Genomic DNA, 17,282 nt, shown 5'->3' on the forward strand with positions numbered 1-17,282 from the left:
ATTGAGTAGGAACTTAAGAACATACCTAAATTTATTAGGACAATCAGTATTTTATTGGACTATTACATACATGCTATTCATTACAATTCGCTTTTATGGAATAGGGGAAGATGAAGGATTGCCTTTAATAGACAAAACAAATATTCCTTTTTATGTAGCTTTACAGTATGCAGCATTTTTAGGGGCTTCTATAGGTGTTTTTTATTCATTAATTGAATTTGTGTTTGATACCTATGTGTCAAAGCGAACAGCATTATGGTTTCAAATTTTATCCAAAACATTTATCTATTTCATAGTTTTAATTATTTGTGTTTCCATAATTCGAAAGTATTATCAATACGACAATAATTTAGAAATTCCAGTCATAAAAAAAGGTTGGTGGGTAAAGAGCAAAACATTTTGGGTAACAGTATTATTCTTTGTTTGCTCATCATTGGTGTTTTCTATTCTAAAAATGGCGACAGAAAAACTGGGGCCAGGAGTTTTTCTTAAAATGTTATTGGGTAAGTATAAAAGTCCACAAGAAGAAAAACGAATATTTATGTTCTTAGATTTGAAAAATTCTACACCTATTGCAGAAAAATTAGGGCATTTGAAGTATAGTCAATTTATTCAAGATTGTTTTTACGACTTGAACGAATTAGTACCTAAATACGAAGCAGAAATTTACCAATATGTGGGAGATGAAGCAGTGTTAAATTGGGAATATAAAAAGGGACTGGCGAATAACAATTGTGTGTCATTGTTCTTTGAGTTTCAACAAAAACTACAGTCAAAAAAAGACTATTATAATCAAAAATATAATGAAGTTCCAGAGTTTAAAGCAGGTTTACATGGTGGAACTTTAATGGTAGCCGAGGTTGGAACTATAAAAAAAGAACTAGCATATCATGGAGATGTTATAAATACATCAGCTAGAATTCAGGCAGAGTGTAATACGTATAATGTACCAGTTTTAATTTCAGAAAATTTATTGTCCGATTTAAATGTTAAGAATCCTTATCTAACAAAGGTCTTAGGAGATATCTTATTACGAGGTAAAAAGAATAAAGTTAACTTGTATACAATATCAAAAGCATGAGAAAATGGAAAACGATTATAGCATTATTTTTATTGATTTTAGCAGTGCTTTTCGAATGGAATTGGTTTTGGGCATTTTTTATTTTTATGGGGCTGGTTAATGTGTTAAGTAGTAAAAAAATACATTTTGTAGAGGAAGTATCGTTAGAAGAATCGCCAAGACTGTACTGGACAATGATTATTATATGGTCGTTTTTAGCGTTATTTTCTATTTTAAACTACTTGGATATTTTGACCTAAATCAAAAGAAATCAGTGTTGTTTTACCCAATTTTGTAATAAATTTAAACAGCATGAAAAATTCAACATTATTAATCAGGAGTTTACTCGTTATAGCAATTATAACAGGTTTTGCTCACTACTTCTATTATAACTACAATGTAGGTGGAAGTTCGAGTGTTATATCATTTTTTTCAGAGACTTTACAGTGGGAAAGCGTAGAATATTGGTTCTATGTTTTTAACGATTTGAGTTTGGTATATATAATAGTTCCTTTCTTTTTAATTGAGCTTATTAGGTATGCTTTTTTAAGAAGATTAACTAAAGACTTAATATTAGATAGTGTTGCCAATGTATTAACCTTTGGAGGTTTCTTTTTAATTGAAATAATATTAGGAATTTTAGCAATAACTAAGGTGTATTATTGGGTGTATAACAATTTAAGTTTGCCACATTTAGATGTTAATTGGGCAACAATTATAGCTTGTGTGTTATTGGCCGATTTTGCGTATTACTGGGAGCATAGAACAATGCACAGAATTGGTATAGGTTGGGCTACACATACGGTACATCACAGTTCTCCACATTTTAATATGTCTGTTGCCTACAGATTTGGACCTTTAGATGCTATTATGCCTATTGTTTTTTCATTGCCAATTGTAATGCTTGGTTTCGATCCAATTTTAGTTTTGTTATCAGAAGTATTTGTACAAGTGTTTCAAACTTTGTTACATACAGAAATAATTGGTAAATTAATAAAGCCAATTGAACTGATATTTAATACACCTTCACATCATAGAGTTCACCATGGTTCAAACAAACAGTATTGGGACAAAAACTATGCAGGGATATTGATTATTTGGGATAGAATGTTAGGAACTTTTGAACCAGAAGAAGAAAAGGTGGTGTATGGAATTTCAGAACCTTTAAATAGTGTTAATCCTATAAAGGTATTTTTTCATGGACTCACTAGATTGAATAGAAAGCTAAGAGAAGTAAAAGGATTCAAAAATAAAATATTGGTATTTATTAAACCCCCAGATTGGATGCCAAAAGAGAATAATTAAAAACAAGAAATTATGAAATTATTTTTAACGCTTATAGTATCCATTCTAACTTATTTCGGATTACAATATTATCAAACAGGTTCTCTTATAACGTGGGTAGTGTTAGTTGTTCTTTGGACTGTGATAGATTATTTTACCTATGACAATCCTTTTTCATGGAAAGATTATATTTTACTAGTTGTAATCTTATCAGTAATAGAAATAGCTACCTTATATAATTACTTTGGAACACTATAAATTAAAAAAAATGAAACAGCTATTATTAACCTTTTTATGTTTGATTACATTGATTTCGTGTGCTCAAAATAATGATGAGATTGTTGGAACTTGGACAGTAAAGAATCAATATTATGAAGCAGAATATGAGGTTGTTGAATATAAAGGAAAGTTCTTTGGGAAAATTCATTACTATAATGATGGTAAAAATGAATACAAAGGAAATAATGAAAAAAAGGACTATTTTTTAACAGATGTAGAAAAGAAAGGAAAGAAATACGTTAATGGAAAAATGTATTTACCAGAAGGTTCGTATTATGAGGTAATTTTTACATTAAAAAATAAAGATGAATTAGAGGCATTAATGACTGTTGAAAGTCAGCCCTATAAGGAAACTTGGAAAAGGAAAAAGAAAAAATAAATTATTAGAAGTATGAGTTCAACATCAAAAAATAATAATTCAACCACAGGAAATATGATGCATATATTGCCAATAGAAGCGTATACATCACAAGAATGGTTTGATTTAGAAATGAAAACTATATTTAGTACTACGTGGCAATTCGCTGGATTGATAGAAGATGTGGCTAATCCTGGAGATTATATTTCTGTACAAGCAGGACTCAATAATATTTTTATTGTAAAAGGTCGAGATCATCGGTTAAGAGCTTTTCACAATATGTGTCGTCATAGAGGAACACAATTATTAAGGGCGGTAGGAAAAGCACAAAAAGCAATTACATGTCCCTATCACGACTGGACCTATGATTTAGAAGGAAAGTTAATTAGTGTACCTAAAAAAGAAGAAGAGTTTCCTGATTTGTGTAGTAAAGAATTACATGACTGTGAATTAAATTTACACGAGGCTTCTGTAGATATTTTTAAAGGTATGTTATTTGTGCATCCTGAAAAGAATGCACCTAGTATTATGGAGTTTTTTGGAGAAGTAGAACCCTATTTAGGTCCTCATATTCCTGAGGAGTTGGTAGAGTATCAAGAAAAAGAAGGAGAGGCATTTTATACCAAAGAAATCAAAGCAAACTGGAAAATTATTGTTGAAAATTATATAGATCATTATCACCTAGCACATTTGCATGAAGGAACATTAAATATGTACGATCATGCCAATGCAGAGTTTGGATGGAAAGGACCTCATTACTGGTTTTATGAGCCGTTAGTTCCAGATTATTTAGCAGATGTTGATAATGCATCGCCACAACCTTTAATAAGTAGTGTTCCAAGAGAAAAAATAGGTGCTTATGTTCCTTGGTTATTCCCTAATATTGGAATTACAGAAGGAGAGGCAGCGTGGAATACTTTTCATGCAATTCCTTTAGCAGCTGACAGGACTTTGGTAGTAATTCGTTCGAAAATGGAAAATGCAAGCGAATGGGAATTTACCAAGCAATATACCAAGTCGTCTATGAGTAAAGTGTGGTTGCATTATGGTAATAAAGGGAAATATGAAGGAGATGCCAGTGATCCTATGGCCTCAGGAGATTTTATGCAAGAAGATGTATATGCTTGCGAACAGCAACAAAAATCATTAAAATCACCTATGTTTAGTGTAGGAGCAAGAGCACAAAGAGGAGAGTATGCAGTTATGCGTTTTCAGGAAGAAGTAAAAAAATGGATGAAAAAGCATGGAGCTTTTGATTAAAAATACATACGAGATGAAAAAAATATACATGCTATTATTGGTGTTGCTTACCGCCTGTAGTTCGGTAAAAAAGGAAGAAGCATCTAAGTTACCGTTGCTTACTGTTACCAAAATTGAAAATGGTAAAGATGGGTATACAGCTACTTTAGAAGATAAAAAAGGAGGTTTGTATACATGTACTATTAGTATTCCAAATTTAGAAGATAATTATGTGCGTGTAGAGATTGGAGAAAAGGTTAGGATTGAAGGAGAGTATGCGGAGAGTTATCCAGTACAAATTTTTGCAAAAAGAATTTTCAAAGTTGAATGATGAATAAACCATATTCTTTAAAAGTTATAGAAGTAAAGAACGAAACCAAAGAAGCAGTTTCGGTATCTTTTGATGTTCCATATGAATTGTATGAAACATTTAACTATAAGCCTGGTCAGTATATAACCTTACAGTTCAATTTAAAAGGAGAGCAGGTTCGTCGATCATATTCTTTATGTAGTTCACCAGCAAAGGAAGAGCCTTTAAGAATAGGGGTGAAAAGAGTAAAAGATGGTTTAGTTTCTAATCATATTAATAATGAGGTTAAAGTAGGAGACTATATTGAAGTGTTGCCTCCAGATGGACGCTTTTATGCAGAGGTAAAAAAAGAAAATTACAAAACCTATTATTTATTTGCAGCAGGAAGTGGAATTACGCCAGTGCTATCTATTTTAAAAACAGTTTTGTATACAGAAGAAAGAAGCTTTGTGTATATGATTTATGGGAATAGAAGTCAGGAAACCATCATGTTTGAGGAAGAGTTAAAACACCTTGAAGAAACATATAAAGACCGATTTGTACTGGTTCAAACTTTAAGTAGACCTAAAAGTAGTTGGAGTGATTTATGGAAAACATCTAATAATAAATTTAGAAAAGGAAGAATAGATGCAGTAAGTATAGAGTGGTTTATTAATGAATATCCACCATATGCTCAGAATACAGAATATTATGTTTGCGGACCCGGAACAATGATTGATAATACGATTAAAGGTTTGGAAAGTATAGATGTTCCTTTTGATAGAATTTTTGTAGAAAGTTTTGGTGGAGGAAGTACTATTAATGAAATTGAATCTGTAGAGAATGCTAGTTTGGTAACTTATTTGAAAGGTGAGAAGATAGAAAGTTTAATACCTAAAGGAAAAACAATTTTAAAAGCATTATTAAACGATAATCATGAGCCACCGTATTCTTGTGAGGGAGGAGTTTGTTCTACTTGTAAATGTAAAGTGAAGAAAGGAAAGGTACATATGAAAAAGAATTTAGCATTAACAGAAAAAGAAGTAAAAGAGGGATATGTATTAAGTTGTCAAAGTATTCCTTTAACAAAAGAAGTCGAAGTGGTGTATGAATAAAGACTTTAATTATCCACAAATCCCAATTTACAACTTATAAGCTTTTTACCGTTTATTACAAATATCTACCGTTTATTACTTAAAATGACCGTTGGTTACTTTTGAGTATATAAGGATTGTTATGTTGTTTAATTTAGCTTCAGATTAATTTAGAATGCAGAGTTTGTTTATAATAATTTATTGATTTTCTATTGTAAGATTTAATTAGAACAAGCTTTTAAGTAAGTTATATAGGCAACTCTGAGTTAGTTTTAAATGTGAGGTAGATATATGAATTCAGTATTGCTGTTTTTTGTTATACAATAAGTATTTCGGGTAGTACAATTTAAATCATATAATTATGATAATAGCATTAAATTAAGGAAGGGTAGCAAATTGAAAAACTCCTTTATTTACCTCGTAGCTTCATTGCTACAAAAAAGGCTGCTAACCCCGTTTTATAGCAGCCTTTTTATTTATTTTCTGTAAGCTTTATATTTTAATAATTCCTATTTAAATTTATAGGTAACTTTTATTTTTAATGAAGATAATACTTTGCTTATAAGGGAAATAAAATTTTGTTTATAACTAAAATATTATTTATTCATTTAATTAAAATAATAGTTTACTTCTATTAAAAATTAATTTTTGTTTTGATGATAGTTCTATATTAATTAGAGCTAGCCATTTTTTGTTGAAATGTAAATACAATAAATTCAGCAGGTCTTATTGGGGCTACTGTTATAGATACTTTCATAATTCCATTAAGAATATCTTCTTCGGTCATTGTGCTACCTAATCCACATTCAACAGAAAAGGCATCTTCAGGGGTTGCACCTTGCAATCCACCTTGCTTCCAAATTCCATATAAAAAACTACTAATCATAGATTTTACAGATTCCCAAGTACCATAATCATTAGGTTCAAAAACATAAGCCATCGCTGCTACTTTACAAGATTGTTCTAAAAATATAACGGTTCTCCTAACCGATAGATATCTCCAATCTGGGCTATTACCGTCTAATGTTTTAGCTCCCCAAACCAAAATTCCTGCTCTATTAAAAAAACGAATTGCATTAATAGATTTTCCAGAAACAATATCAACATTTAAAACTTCCTGTTGAGCATTGGTTAAGTTTATAGGTAGGTTAATAACATCGTTCATGGCAACATTTGCGGGAGCTTTCCATGGACCTAACTGATTGTCGGTTCTGGTAATTACTCCAGCCATTCCACCACTTGGAGGTAATAAGTTAGCATCAGACAATATATGTGTCATAATAGTGCTATAAATAGGACTTGCTGCTATTAACAAACTATTGTATTGATGTGTAGTTAAGGCATGTTCACTCGAAGTACTTCGAATAGTATCAATGATAGCGTTCACAGATTCATTTGGATTACTTTCTGGGCTTAAAATTTCTTGTAATTTATTCAAGTCTCCACCAAATAAATTTGTATAATTAATATCATTGGTTTTCTGAACTGTGGTTTCTACAAAAGGATAGTAAGCGGCTCCATAATCTAAGCCAGTACTTCCAGTTGCATTTCTAAAAGCACTAATATCTTCGATATAGGTATTAGGATGAGGTGTTTTTCCTCCAATAATATCAAAAATACATATGGCAGTTTGTTTTTTTGAAGCTTGTGATAACATTTCCTGCATTAAAGTAGCATTGTTTTCTACAGAAAGCAATGTAGCTTCAGGACAAATGTACATGGTTGGTTCTTGTTCTTTTTTCAATAAAGCTAATCCTTTAGTTAAATCGTCAATTTGAACATTAGGATTTACAATTTGATTGCCAATTGGAGCGGCCTTTCCAGAGGTAGCTCCATAAGAACCAACAGATACGATGTAAGCATTACTTCCGCCATTATCAAAAAACAATTTAATACTATTGTATAAGTAATAAATGGTGTTTGGATCGGGCACAATTGCATAATAATTGTCAGCAATCATTATATGATTACTGGAATTTGGTTGACTTTCTTGCTTTACTAAATAATATTGCGGATTGTATTGCTTAGCAGGATTCACCGAAGACGGTGGTGTTGGTAAACAAAAAATCGCTTGAAATTCAGCAAAAGATGAAATTTTTGTTGGGACGTTGATGCATGATTTTCCTTGATGCATAGCTTGAGGAGTATATCCTATAAATGCAGGTACGGATGTTGCAACAGGTACTACTGAGTTTGGAATAGTATTAATTTCATTAATATATACTCCTGGCGTTTTGATAGTTGATAGATTCATGAGGGACAATTGTTAATGTTGGTTAAAAGTGTTTTCTATATTATCATACGTGACATTTGTATTGAATGTTTAGCATTTGAATCTAATATAAAAATGAGATATAACCTCATGAAAAACCTTACTAAAAGTAGGGAAAAACCCTATTTTTTTAATGGTTAAAATCCTTTATAGTGATTTTAGCTTGAATTTATATGAATTATTTCTTTTAACTTGGTAAAGAAAATTTGAAAAATCTGCTGTTTATTATGATATGAACTTTCCTGAATTAGTTTCATTTGAATACAGTGTTCTGCTATTTGTTTTTGATAATAATATTAGAGAGTGAACTAACAAAAATCTAAACATAATTGTTGCAGAAATTTATAAAAGTTATGGAGTGCTAAAAAAATATAACCATTAAAATTAATATAGTTTTTAAAGGAGAATAATTGAGTATAACTGATAAAAAATAGATTCGCTTACGTAAAAAAGATTTAGAACTACAATTGGCTAAATATTCCTATTATAGAGAATTAAAAATGCAAACAGAAATTGCTGCTTTGGAGCACGAGATAGCAAGTTTAGAACAGTTTTTTTGAGAAGAGAAAAGATTTTTAACATTATAATGTATAACCTTTGTAAATAATTATTTACAAAGGTTTTTTAATAGTAGATATACTAAAATAACACAATACTCAAAGTGTTTCTTTTTCATAATAATTCTCTACTTAATTCTTGAGTGTTTTTTATTTCACACTCTATTTGTTTTTTAGGGTTTTAATCAATAATTCTTTTAATTCTTGTCCTTTTATATCAATATCAAGAACAAGTCCATTTTCATCAACAATTATCGTATAAGGGATAGTACTAAAATTATAGAGTTTATTTAGGCTAATGGATGAGTTTTTCTTTATTCCATGCGGCCAAATGTATTTATTCTTCTCAATACTTTTTTTCCAATTTTCAATGTCTCTATCTAAACTAATCCCAATTATTTCAAACCCTAATTTATGATATTCTTTGTACAATGGTAAAATCACTTTATTGTTTTCATTAATACATGGATTACACCAAGAAGCCCAGAAGTCTATAAGGGTTATCTTACTGAGTTTTTTTGATAATTTGAAAGAGTTTCCATCGATGGAACTTAGCTCAATATCTGGTATTAGTTTTCCTTTCATATTCTTTGAACGTTCTATCTCCGCTAAATTATTTTCATCTTGACTTATTTTCGTTAATAAAAACTGTTTAATTAGATTATTGTCAATAGAAGGTATTAAATTGTTTAAAAAATCTATTTTATCTCTTTTAACTGGAAAATAATATAATAGTTGTAATGCAATCAAACCAGAATACTCATGTTTTTCAAAACTTTTTTTAAGAAGTTTCAGGTAATTTTGGAATTGTTCTTCAATTAATTCACTAAGTTCTCTTTCTAGCTTGCTTTCTTGTTTTAAAAATTGATTTATGTCGAGTTTCATTTCTGACATTTTATTTCTTTTATTCCAAAATTCTTCAACTTCCTTAAACATTTTACCTAATTCGTTAAACGCAGTTTGAATATGCTTGTTATTTTTATTCCCTTTGAGAAGATAGGAACGTGTATTATCTGGATCACAATTGATGTTTATATGATCTCCTCTTTTCAAGTCCAAATAAATAGCTTTTTTATTATCAAAACCTTTAAGGAAATCAACTCTGTATAAACCGTTATTATTTTCAATATTTGGTGAAAACACAACCTTATTGTCCTTAATTTTTACAGAGTCTATTAACATCAAGGCATTTTTATCTGAGCTCCATCCAGCGATAAAATTAAAATTGTTAATTTTTGATAGATAGATTACTTTATCAGAAACCGGTTTTGTAAACTCAATAGTAATTTTGGTATCTTTATTATTACAGCTATAACAAATTATGTTTAGTATAAACAATAAAGAAAATGGAATTCGTCTCATACTTTTTATAAGTTTTTTTAATTTGAAAATTATTGTTCAAAACAACGAATTTTTCAAAAATCTTTATGAAACTATTGAATGTAAAAAAGGAGTATTAGGGGGAGTAAAAAAGAAGTATTTAAGTTTCTTTTGAATGAATAAAGATTTTAAGTTGTTGAATTTTAGAAGCAAAAAATATTGCTTCTTTCTTATTCGTAACTTGAATTTTTTTATAAATATTTGATAGATGTTTCTTCAATGTAGATGGCTCTATAAATAGTTCATTGGCTAATTCTGTATTAGTTTTATCTGACTTTAATTTAAACAGGATATTTCTTTCACGAAGAGACAAAGAGTATAATATTCTTTTTAATCTATTTTTCTGTATAAATAAATAATACTTAAAACAAAGAAATATAAAAACACCCATGAATAGTAATATAACTATTATTGTATAGTTATTTCTTAGATTTTTCATGTTAGGTCTAAGTTGTTTAGAGAAAATATTTTCATGAAAATCATTATTTATTCGATTTTCTATTATCGTAATACTATTAAGAAAGTTTAAATTTCTTTCATATTTATCTATACTGTCTCTAATCCCAATAAAAAACACTTCAGGGTATTTTGTATTTGCAATTAGGCTATCATGTTCTATAGTTGAAGAAATTAGATTAGCATTCTTTATTTTCTTTTCTATATCGTGTAATTTTTTTAATTCTATATTCTCTCGGGAGCCTTTAATTTGATATTTCTGAAAAAAATCATTGCTATTAATTTCAATAAAAATGTAGTCATTTTTTTTTAAGTGTAAAAAAATAGTAGAAGACGAAGTATTTAAATGAGTTTTTAAGTCATCGTTTTTATTTATGTGTAACTTATATAGTGAAGTTCTTTCATCCAATACTCCTTCTATTTTATAAAGGTTACTTCCTGTTTGTATTCCGCTATTTAAATAATTATTAGTATTAAGTGTATTTATATCAAAAGGTTCTACTATGGAGTATAGTTTAATGTCTACTAAAGGTTTTGGATTTTTAATAAGTAAATTGATAGAGAAGTCTTGGGCAGCTAAGGATAAAAAGGGTATAAAGATTAGTGAAAAAGAAATATATAAGGATTTCATCATTGTATTAAATCTAATCGAGTTACACATTACTACTTATCAATTTTGTATAAAAAATATAAAATTATTAATTATTAAAACCTCACCAAAGAATGTTGCTCTTATTTTGATAAAACGATTATGGGATTAATGTTAAATTCAATAAATCTTTTAAGGAAGTCTTTAAAAAAGTACAATTAATTATATTTTAAGAATAGTCTTTTTAAAAAATATGAAAAGAAAATAAAAGTATTAGAAAAACAAGTTCAAGAAAATAGAAAACAAAATTCTAAGATAAAAGAGTTAGAGATTTTAGTTCAAAAATTATTAAAAGAAAAGAATTAATCTAGAGCAATTTATAAACTTACAATAAACACCTTTTAGAGGTGTTTTTTTATATCAAAAAAATTAGAAATGAATAATATAATAAGTTAGATAAAAAACTCTAATACATAATTATAAAGCCACAATTATTCTTAAGATACTTGATAAACAAGTTTATTGAATTTTGATTGATTTTAATATCGGTATCTAACTTAGCTTCAATTAGGTTGACGCCATAATTAGATGAATTAATTTGAATGTTTGAGTAATCTTGAAAATTGGCAGAAATTTGATTGAATTCTTTCAAATGAGATTTATAAAAATAAATTTTTACCATGTTAAATACTTTTAATTGGTTAAGAAATCAATTTAAATTAAAAGTAAAGGGCAAAATGAAAAATAAGATAAGATTCTTAAAAGTATAGGTAAGAGACTTTAAAGTTAAGATGAAAAATTAGTGTGAGTTATAAAAAAGAACCCACTCAAAGATTGAGTGGGAAAATTGCTATGAAAAAGAACTTAAGACGTCTCTTAAGTGGCTGCAAAGATAATTTAAAATAATAGATACCTATGTTAAAAAACCGTAAAAAAAGTAAGGTTTTACCGTAAAGTTTTAAAAAATAGAAAAACCTAGGTTTCTCGATTCTATAAACAGAAAAGCTCATTGGTATAATATAATTGCGGTAATCTTTATTTTTTTACATTTGTTGTATGATACATTTTTTCTTATTAGGAATTGTACTTTTATGTATGTTTCTTTTATTAGTACTGCTTTTCATTCTTTGGAAGAAAGATAATAGCTTTAGTTATACCGAAGCATTATTTTTTTTAAGTAATAAGATTGTGAAGGGATTTTTTATCTATGTATTTCCAACTTTAATGGGGTATGTTTTTTATTCTTTAGTTTTATATATGTACAACCATATAATCAATTTATGAAGTTGATTGAAAATCAAATTGAAAATATTGTTTAGCATAGTACAACACTTGTTTAGTGTTGTTTTTTATGTCAAAAATTTAGAAGACAAATAATAAATAGTAGGCTTTTAGAAGAAAGGAAAACAGCTAGGTCCAAAAGAAATTAAACATCCTCCATAAATACAATAATCGTAAATATTATGTATGTATTCTAAACCAGGAATTATTTCAACCAACGGAATAGATATAATTGTTAACGATAAAATAAAGGAAATTAATTTAGTGAATGTAGAAACTTTTTTTGTTTCTACATATTCTATATTAAGTTGATCATAGCTTTTTTTCATAAGAACAAAATTAATGAAAATAAATTATTAGTTGTTTTAATCTATACTAATATACATTACTCTTGTATACGATATATGATATAAGGAACAATAGAAGTCCAAATTAGAACAAAAATCCAAACTCTTCCTTTAAAAATATTGTAATCATTTAATAGGTTAGGCCAAGAATGTCCTAAGAGGTAGTGACCGAATAAAAACTCAAAAGTTACTGTAAATATTAACCAAATTAGTCCAATAAACATTGCTTGATTGACAGAAGCTGGAAAGAAAATCTTAAATAGAATCCAGTTATATATAGCTAACAAAATAATCATACTTACAGAAGAGAGCTGGTGTGCTTGGAGTTTATTGAAATAGTTTACTAAAAACTTTTCACGAAAATATCCGTTAACTATGGCAATAATAATCATTGGAAACCATGCTAGTATATACTTCAACATTTAAATTGTTTTTTTAATTAATCATCTTAATCTTATCACTATTAAAAATAATAAAAGAGTTATTAAGCTTTTATGATTTTTATCATTTAAAAGGTATAATAGCGTCTAAGATTGATTATTAGTTTCTTATCTCTTGAAAGCAGAAAATTTCATTGACATAATTGTGGTGGGTAATTGATATAGATTTGAATATTATATATTTATATCTTAAAATTTAAAAGAGAATTTTAATGCATAAGGAACTTAAAAGTATCAAGTCTGAAAAAATAATAGATGGAATTAAATGGTGGGAATCTAAGAGATGGGTTTTCAATTTGCTTGTTGGACTTTCTGGAGTACTTGGAATAGTTAAAGGAATCTATGTAGCGGCTGAAAATATATTCGTTATATCAGATATATTTGGGATAATACTTTTAGGAATAATAGCTAATATTTTTTATTCAAGCGGCATTTTGGTTGAAATATTCGATAATTATTATTTTAATAACAAACTAAAAATGGAAAGGTTTAGGGTAATATTTTTAATTTTAGGTTGCTTATTATGCTGTATCTATGCTTATCTTTCTACTTATTTTTATTATAATTTATCTTTTCAATGGTAAAAAAAACTATCATGGTGAAAATTGTTACTTATCACAAAAATCTTTTAAAAGGTGTTTTTTTATGTTTAAAGATTTAGAAACAAATAATAAAATAGATATAAGTAAAAGTAATTACCAAAAATAAAAAACCAAAATAAAGATTACCAAATAATTAATAAGGCTAAATTTCTTTTTGTTCTTTAAATACCATTTTTTTTCTTTTTCACTAAAAAGAAAGAAAAGTTTACCAATAAGAAATTCAATAATTAAAGTAATTATAGCAAAGAGAGAACATTTTAATATCCAGAGTAACCAACTAGTCATAAAAAAATAATAGTTATTTCTTATAGATTCTATATAATCTATTAATTGAGAAAATAATAAGAAGAGCTAATGAAAAAAGGATAAATAAATCCATAATTATAAATTCTTCAATTTTATTAGCTCTATTAAAGAAAAAAGAATAGATAAAATATATACAGATAGCAATAAAACCAAGATAATATTGAGGTCTGTGGGTTTCTTTTTCACTCATAATCCAAATTTAATAAAAACAAAATAAATCTGTATTACTAAAAGAACAGATAAAGTTCATTGACGTAATAATGGAGGATGATAATTAATATAGATTTTCCAATACCTTAAAGTAGAAAAGCTCTTTGATATTGTAGTAAATAGTATCTTTATTTTTTAATTTTACAAAATGAATAAAGATAAAATAGCAATGATTTTTGGAATCTTTGTTTTAGCCTTAGTTGTTTGGCGTGTAATAAGTAAAGAAAAAGAATTAGCGGAAAATAAAATGTACGGTGAAGCTAAAATTATTGATTATTATAACGTTGGGGGAAAGAAATATATTAAATATGTATTCTTTGTAAATAATAAAAAATATGTAGGAAAAAAAAATGTTTTTTCTTTTAAATGTGATAATGGAGTTGATGGGTGTGTTGGACAAAAATTTCAAGTTATTTATTCAAGTAAAGACCCTGATAATAATGAAATTCATCTAGGTAAATATAATGGTTCAAGACCAAACAGAATTAGAGTTTATAGCCCGTATTGATAATAAATAACAGGACAAGGCCTTATAACTAACTCCAATTTAATTAAGAAAATTATATAAGCACTAATAAAGCAATTTATTTAGAACAAAACGCCTTAAATAAGGTGTTTTTTTTAGTCAAAAATTTAAAAAGAGATAAAAAGAAAAAGCGAACCGAAGTTCGCTGATAAATTATTATGAATTGGTTAATACGCATTGGCATAAACCAAAATCCCATTTTTCATCTAATTCGCAAGGATCGAATGGGAAACATGCTTTACCACCATTAATAGATTGTTGTTCATTTTTGTTCAAAGTTGAACCTAAGTTTGAAATGTTCTTTAACATAAATTGAGTTTTTAATTTCTCAAATCTAAAAAGTAAAAATTAAGATTTGAGCAAAAAAAACGTAATAAAAGTAAGGTTTTACCTTGTTTAACTAAAATTAACAGTTATAAAAAATAGAACAATAAGTATAAGAAAAATAGAAGCGAACCGAAGTCCGCTATTATTTTAAGGACAAGGTCCCATGTTAACTGGATCCCAGTGTGGCGGACAAAAAAATATGTATTGTCCTTGAGGATTACAATATTTAAAACATTGTGAGGCTCCTCCATTAATTGATTGCTGGTCTTGCTTATTAAGCAAGTTGCCAAGACTTGAGATGTTCTTTATCATAATTTGAAGTTTAGATTTCTTAAATCTAAATATTTAAAAATCAAATGTATAATTGTAATCCGTAAAATAAGTAAGGGAAAACCTTACTTAGCTAGAGTTTACAAATGTTATAAATAGTATAGGTATAAAAATTATGATAAATAAATAACCAAAAGAATAGATAAGGAAAACCAATCAAGAAAATTAAAAAAGATGATGAAAGTAATAGGAAGGATAAAAGGTGAAATTTTTTCTTATGACTATATAAAAGTCTAAATCTTTTATCAATATTTTTTGTTAAAAATATTGATATTGGCAGACTGAAAAGAAAAAAATTAAAGACATAAATTTAAAATAGAAACTTTAAAAACAGTATTTTCTAATATAAAATTAGTTCACATACATGAGTGTTAACTGGAAAATTGATATGTCTATATAAAAATGGCTCCCAACAAGTACAACTTATTAAATCAGGTATGATTTTGTATAAAGGATTTAAAATAAAAATCATAATTAGAACATAAGAAACTAATTTAGTAAAGAGAGAAGCTTTTCTCGGTTCTATAAATTCAATATTAAGTTGTTCATAGCTATTTTTCATAGTAGTAAAAATAGTAAAAACAAAATAAAGTCAAAGTGTAAGTATTATGAGAAGTTATTTGTCTTATTCTAAACTTAATTCTTGTAGGGTGCAAAAAAAATGTTCGTTAGGATCAACTGAATCAATAGGAATAACAGCTATAGAGTCATCAGAATCTATTGCTATTATCATAATCTTTTGCTTATTGTTAGAAACAGGGTTTGTATATGTTGCTTCGGCTCCTTCTTTTATGGATTTCATATTTTATCTAATATTTTCAAATATATAAAACAGTAGATATATAAGTTAGGTTAAAATAAATTTAGATAATTTTTTCCAAATGAAATGTGTAGATAGGGTACTTACAAGTCCAAATTTTAAAAAGACTATATGGTAATCAATACTACTTGGACCACAGTAAATAAATCCTGGTTTAGGCCTTGGAGGATAAAAAAAACGCGGTAAAATTAAATTATACACGAGCAAAATAATAATAAGAATGATCAAGTCATTTATGAAAAGACCATTCTTTTTTTTAAAAGAAATAAAATTAGAAGAGTTGTTGAAGAAATAAAAATAGAATTGGATTATAGATATTAAAATGCAAAATCCTAATGGAAAATTTAAACTAATATTCATAGTGTTTTTTCAACTAAAATAATAAATTAAAACTTCGGTATTTATTAGGGTAAATATAAACTTGGTTGTTTTATACAATGAAATTAATAATTACAACAAATTACTTTATCAAGAATTAAATGTTGTCATAGAAAAGAGGTGTCTGGAGGTGATAACCTCTTTTCTTATTTAAGAGTCCAGCTATAAAATCTAGTCTCTTTTTAAAATTATTGATTAAAAGAACAAGTTCCCTTAGTATAAGGAAATCATTCTTTGTTAATACATAAAGTGCTATTTATTAAAAGAGAATTGTTAGTATATAGAAACTTCCGTTTTATTATTTCCAGTAGATATTTCCTTTTAAAAAACTTCCATCATTCCATTTCAAGTTCATTCGATCGCCAATGCTAAAATCTCTATAAACTTTTTGAGAATTTTCATTTCCCCATTTCCCTATGATGTTTTTACCATTTCTTGGTAACTCAAATAACAAAGTGGCCAAAATATCTTGCTCTTTTAATGTTTTTAGTTTCTTTTTATAATCAGCTCCAAGAAAATCATTATAAATTTCTAAATTCATTTTGTCCAACACAAAGTTCGTCCGCTCCTGTTCCAATAACAGAAATATTATCAGAATCGTTAAAGACACTCATCATAGATTCAATATCTTTTGAATAATATGCTTCTGCATAATTTTTAAGAGTCGATTTAATCGCGTTTATTTCCATTGTTAATTGAATTTGGCTACAGTTAAACACAACGTGTTTGTATAAGATTAGTTGTGGTTTTGTGTGCGAGGATTTTCCGAAGGAAAATCAGACGTAATAAAATTACAACGACCTTTGGTTAAGCCTAATGGTTCGACTATGAAGCGTTGGCTTGTGTTGCGCCTGCGGC

Annotated in this window: 18 protein-coding genes; 10 read left to right on the forward strand and 8 right to left on the reverse strand. The window is 27.6% G+C overall.

The annotated features are described in order from the left end of the window. The first annotated feature begins 1 nt into the window (after position 1). The 8 genes from Q0958_RS08410 to Q0958_RS08445 are packed head-to-tail and all read left to right on the forward strand — an operon-like array spanning position 2 to position 5,624. A complete protein-coding gene (locus tag Q0958_RS08410; protein WP_272149978.1) occupies positions 2–1,081 on the forward strand; it encodes an adenylate/guanylate cyclase domain-containing protein in 1,080 nt (359 codons plus the stop codon). Next, entirely contained in the window at positions 1,078–1,320 is a 243-nt protein-coding gene (locus Q0958_RS08415) for a hypothetical protein (RefSeq protein ID WP_299122034.1), read from the forward strand. The genes Q0958_RS08410 and Q0958_RS08415 overlap by 4 nt, the downstream gene beginning before the upstream one ends. 52 nt (positions 1,321–1,372) lie before the next feature. Beyond that, positions 1,373–2,365, forward strand: a complete 993-nt coding sequence (locus Q0958_RS08420) for a sterol desaturase family protein (RefSeq protein WP_299122035.1) — start codon at positions 1,373–1,375, stop codon at positions 2,363–2,365. 12 nt (positions 2,366–2,377) lie between these two features. After that, positions 2,378–2,602 carry a hypothetical protein gene (locus Q0958_RS08425; RefSeq protein ID WP_299122037.1) on the forward strand — a complete coding sequence of 75 codons (225 nt, stop codon included), beginning with the start codon at positions 2,378–2,380 and terminating at the stop codon, positions 2,600–2,602. 10 nt (positions 2,603–2,612) lie between these two features. Next, entirely contained in the window at positions 2,613–3,002 is a 390-nt protein-coding gene (locus Q0958_RS08430; protein ID WP_299122038.1) for a DUF2147 domain-containing protein, read from the forward strand. Between the two features lie 12 nt (positions 3,003–3,014). Further along, positions 3,015–4,241, forward strand: coding sequence for an aromatic ring-hydroxylating dioxygenase subunit alpha (locus Q0958_RS08435; protein WP_299122039.1), 1,227 nt, complete (start codon positions 3,015–3,017; stop codon positions 4,239–4,241). Positions 4,242–4,254: 13 nt separating this feature from the next. Further along, a complete protein-coding gene (locus tag Q0958_RS08440) occupies positions 4,255–4,551 on the forward strand; it encodes a hypothetical protein (RefSeq protein WP_299122040.1) in 297 nt (98 codons plus the stop codon). Further along, the gene (locus Q0958_RS08445) at positions 4,551–5,624 is read left to right on the forward strand and encodes a ferredoxin--NADP reductase (RefSeq protein ID WP_299122042.1); all 1,074 of its coding nucleotides are present in this window, start codon (positions 4,551–4,553) and stop codon (positions 5,622–5,624) included. Before Q0958_RS08440 ends, Q0958_RS08445 begins: the two co-directional genes overlap by 1 nt. Positions 5,625–6,273: 649 nt before the next feature. Here Q0958_RS08445 and Q0958_RS08450 read toward each other — a convergent pair. From Q0958_RS08450 to Q0958_RS08470, 5 genes are all read right to left on the reverse strand, one after another. Then, positions 6,274–7,857, reverse strand: coding sequence for a phage tail sheath C-terminal domain-containing protein (locus Q0958_RS08450; RefSeq protein WP_299122043.1), 1,584 nt, complete (start codon positions 7,855–7,857; stop codon positions 6,274–6,276). Between the two features lie 737 nt (positions 7,858–8,594). Beyond that, a complete protein-coding gene (locus Q0958_RS08455; protein WP_299122044.1) occupies positions 8,595–9,794 on the reverse strand; it encodes a TlpA disulfide reductase family protein in 1,200 nt (399 codons plus the stop codon). Positions 9,795–9,912: 118 nt separating this feature from the next. Then, complete coding sequence (locus tag Q0958_RS08460) at positions 9,913–10,902, reverse strand: helix-turn-helix transcriptional regulator (RefSeq protein ID WP_299122045.1); 990 nt, start codon at positions 10,900–10,902, stop codon at positions 9,913–9,915. A 1,346-nt stretch (positions 10,903–12,248) separates the two neighbouring features. Next, on the reverse strand, positions 12,249–12,467 hold the full coding sequence (locus Q0958_RS08465; RefSeq protein ID WP_299122047.1) for a hypothetical protein: 219 nt from the start codon (positions 12,465–12,467) through the stop codon (positions 12,249–12,251). Between the two features lie 56 nt (positions 12,468–12,523). Then, positions 12,524–12,907 (reverse strand): hypothetical protein, encoded by a 384-nt coding sequence (locus tag Q0958_RS08470; RefSeq protein WP_299122048.1) that lies wholly within the window; start codon positions 12,905–12,907, stop codon positions 12,524–12,526. A 230-nt stretch (positions 12,908–13,137) separates the two neighbouring features. Here Q0958_RS08470 and Q0958_RS08475 point away from each other — a divergent pair, with 230 nt between their 5' ends. After that, the gene (locus Q0958_RS08475; protein WP_299122049.1) at positions 13,138–13,509 is read left to right on the forward strand and encodes a hypothetical protein; all 372 of its coding nucleotides are present in this window, start codon (positions 13,138–13,140) and stop codon (positions 13,507–13,509) included. Between the two features lie 682 nt (positions 13,510–14,191). After that, on the forward strand, positions 14,192–14,551 hold the full coding sequence (locus Q0958_RS08480) for a hypothetical protein (protein ID WP_299122051.1): 360 nt from the start codon (positions 14,192–14,194) through the stop codon (positions 14,549–14,551). 1,300 nt (positions 14,552–15,851) lie between these two features. Here Q0958_RS08480 and Q0958_RS08485 read toward each other — a convergent pair. The 3 genes from Q0958_RS08485 to Q0958_RS08495 form a co-directional block, all read right to left on the reverse strand. Then, the gene (locus Q0958_RS08485) at positions 15,852–16,028 is read right to left on the reverse strand and encodes a hypothetical protein (protein ID WP_299122052.1); all 177 of its coding nucleotides are present in this window, start codon (positions 16,026–16,028) and stop codon (positions 15,852–15,854) included. A gap of 694 nt (positions 16,029–16,722) precedes the next feature. Then, a complete protein-coding gene (locus Q0958_RS08490; RefSeq protein ID WP_299122054.1) occupies positions 16,723–16,965 on the reverse strand; it encodes a hypothetical protein in 243 nt (80 codons plus the stop codon). Next, on the reverse strand, positions 16,946–17,113 hold the full coding sequence (locus tag Q0958_RS08495; RefSeq protein ID WP_299122055.1) for a nuclear transport factor 2 family protein: 168 nt from the start codon (positions 17,111–17,113) through the stop codon (positions 16,946–16,948). Before Q0958_RS08495 ends, Q0958_RS08490 begins: the two co-directional genes overlap by 20 nt. Positions 17,114–17,282: the final 169 nt, after the last annotated feature.

It is taken from the genome of uncultured Tenacibaculum sp., assembly GCF_947499065.1.
Classification (GTDB): domain Bacteria; phylum Bacteroidota; class Bacteroidia; order Flavobacteriales; family Flavobacteriaceae; genus Polaribacter.

Bases quoted from the DNA above. Each gene is read 5' to 3' on its own strand.
- Q0958_RS08440 (WP_299122040.1), top strand. From the start codon at position 4,255: ATGAAAAAAATATACATGCTATTATTGGTGTTGCTTACCGCCTGTAGT.
- Q0958_RS08435 (WP_299122039.1), top strand. From the start codon at position 3,015: ATGAGTTCAACATCAAAAAATAATAATTCAACCACAGGAAATATGATG.
- Q0958_RS08425 (WP_299122037.1), top strand. From the start codon at position 2,378: ATGAAATTATTTTTAACGCTTATAGTATCCATTCTAACTTATTTCGGA.
- Q0958_RS08485 (WP_299122052.1), bottom strand. From the start codon at position 16,028: ATGAAATCCATAAAAGAAGGAGCCGAAGCAACATATACAAACCCTGTT.
- Q0958_RS08450 (WP_299122043.1), bottom strand. From the start codon at position 7,857: ATGAATCTATCAACTATCAAAACGCCAGGAGTATATATTAATGAAATT.
- Q0958_RS08445 (WP_299122042.1), top strand. From the start codon at position 4,551: ATGAATAAACCATATTCTTTAAAAGTTATAGAAGTAAAGAACGAAACC.
- Q0958_RS08475 (WP_299122049.1), top strand. From the start codon at position 13,138: ATGCATAAGGAACTTAAAAGTATCAAGTCTGAAAAAATAATAGATGGA.
- Q0958_RS08480 (WP_299122051.1), top strand. From the start codon at position 14,192: ATGAATAAAGATAAAATAGCAATGATTTTTGGAATCTTTGTTTTAGCC.
- Q0958_RS08495 (WP_299122055.1), bottom strand. From the start codon at position 17,113: ATGGAAATAAACGCGATTAAATCGACTCTTAAAAATTATGCAGAAGCA.
- Q0958_RS08470 (WP_299122048.1), bottom strand. From the start codon at position 12,907: ATGTTGAAGTATATACTAGCATGGTTTCCAATGATTATTATTGCCATA.
- Q0958_RS08420 (WP_299122035.1), top strand. From the start codon at position 1,373: ATGAAAAATTCAACATTATTAATCAGGAGTTTACTCGTTATAGCAATT.
- Q0958_RS08460 (WP_299122045.1), bottom strand. From the start codon at position 10,902: ATGATGAAATCCTTATATATTTCTTTTTCACTAATCTTTATACCCTTT.
- Q0958_RS08490 (WP_299122054.1), bottom strand. From the start codon at position 16,965: ATGAATTTAGAAATTTATAATGATTTTCTTGGAGCTGATTATAAAAAG.
- Q0958_RS08415 (WP_299122034.1), top strand. From the start codon at position 1,078: ATGAGAAAATGGAAAACGATTATAGCATTATTTTTATTGATTTTAGCA.
- Q0958_RS08465 (WP_299122047.1), bottom strand. From the start codon at position 12,467: ATGAAAAAAAGCTATGATCAACTTAATATAGAATATGTAGAAACAAAA.
- Q0958_RS08430 (WP_299122038.1), top strand. From the start codon at position 2,613: ATGAAACAGCTATTATTAACCTTTTTATGTTTGATTACATTGATTTCG.
- Q0958_RS08455 (WP_299122044.1), bottom strand. From the start codon at position 9,794: ATGAGACGAATTCCATTTTCTTTATTGTTTATACTAAACATAATTTGT.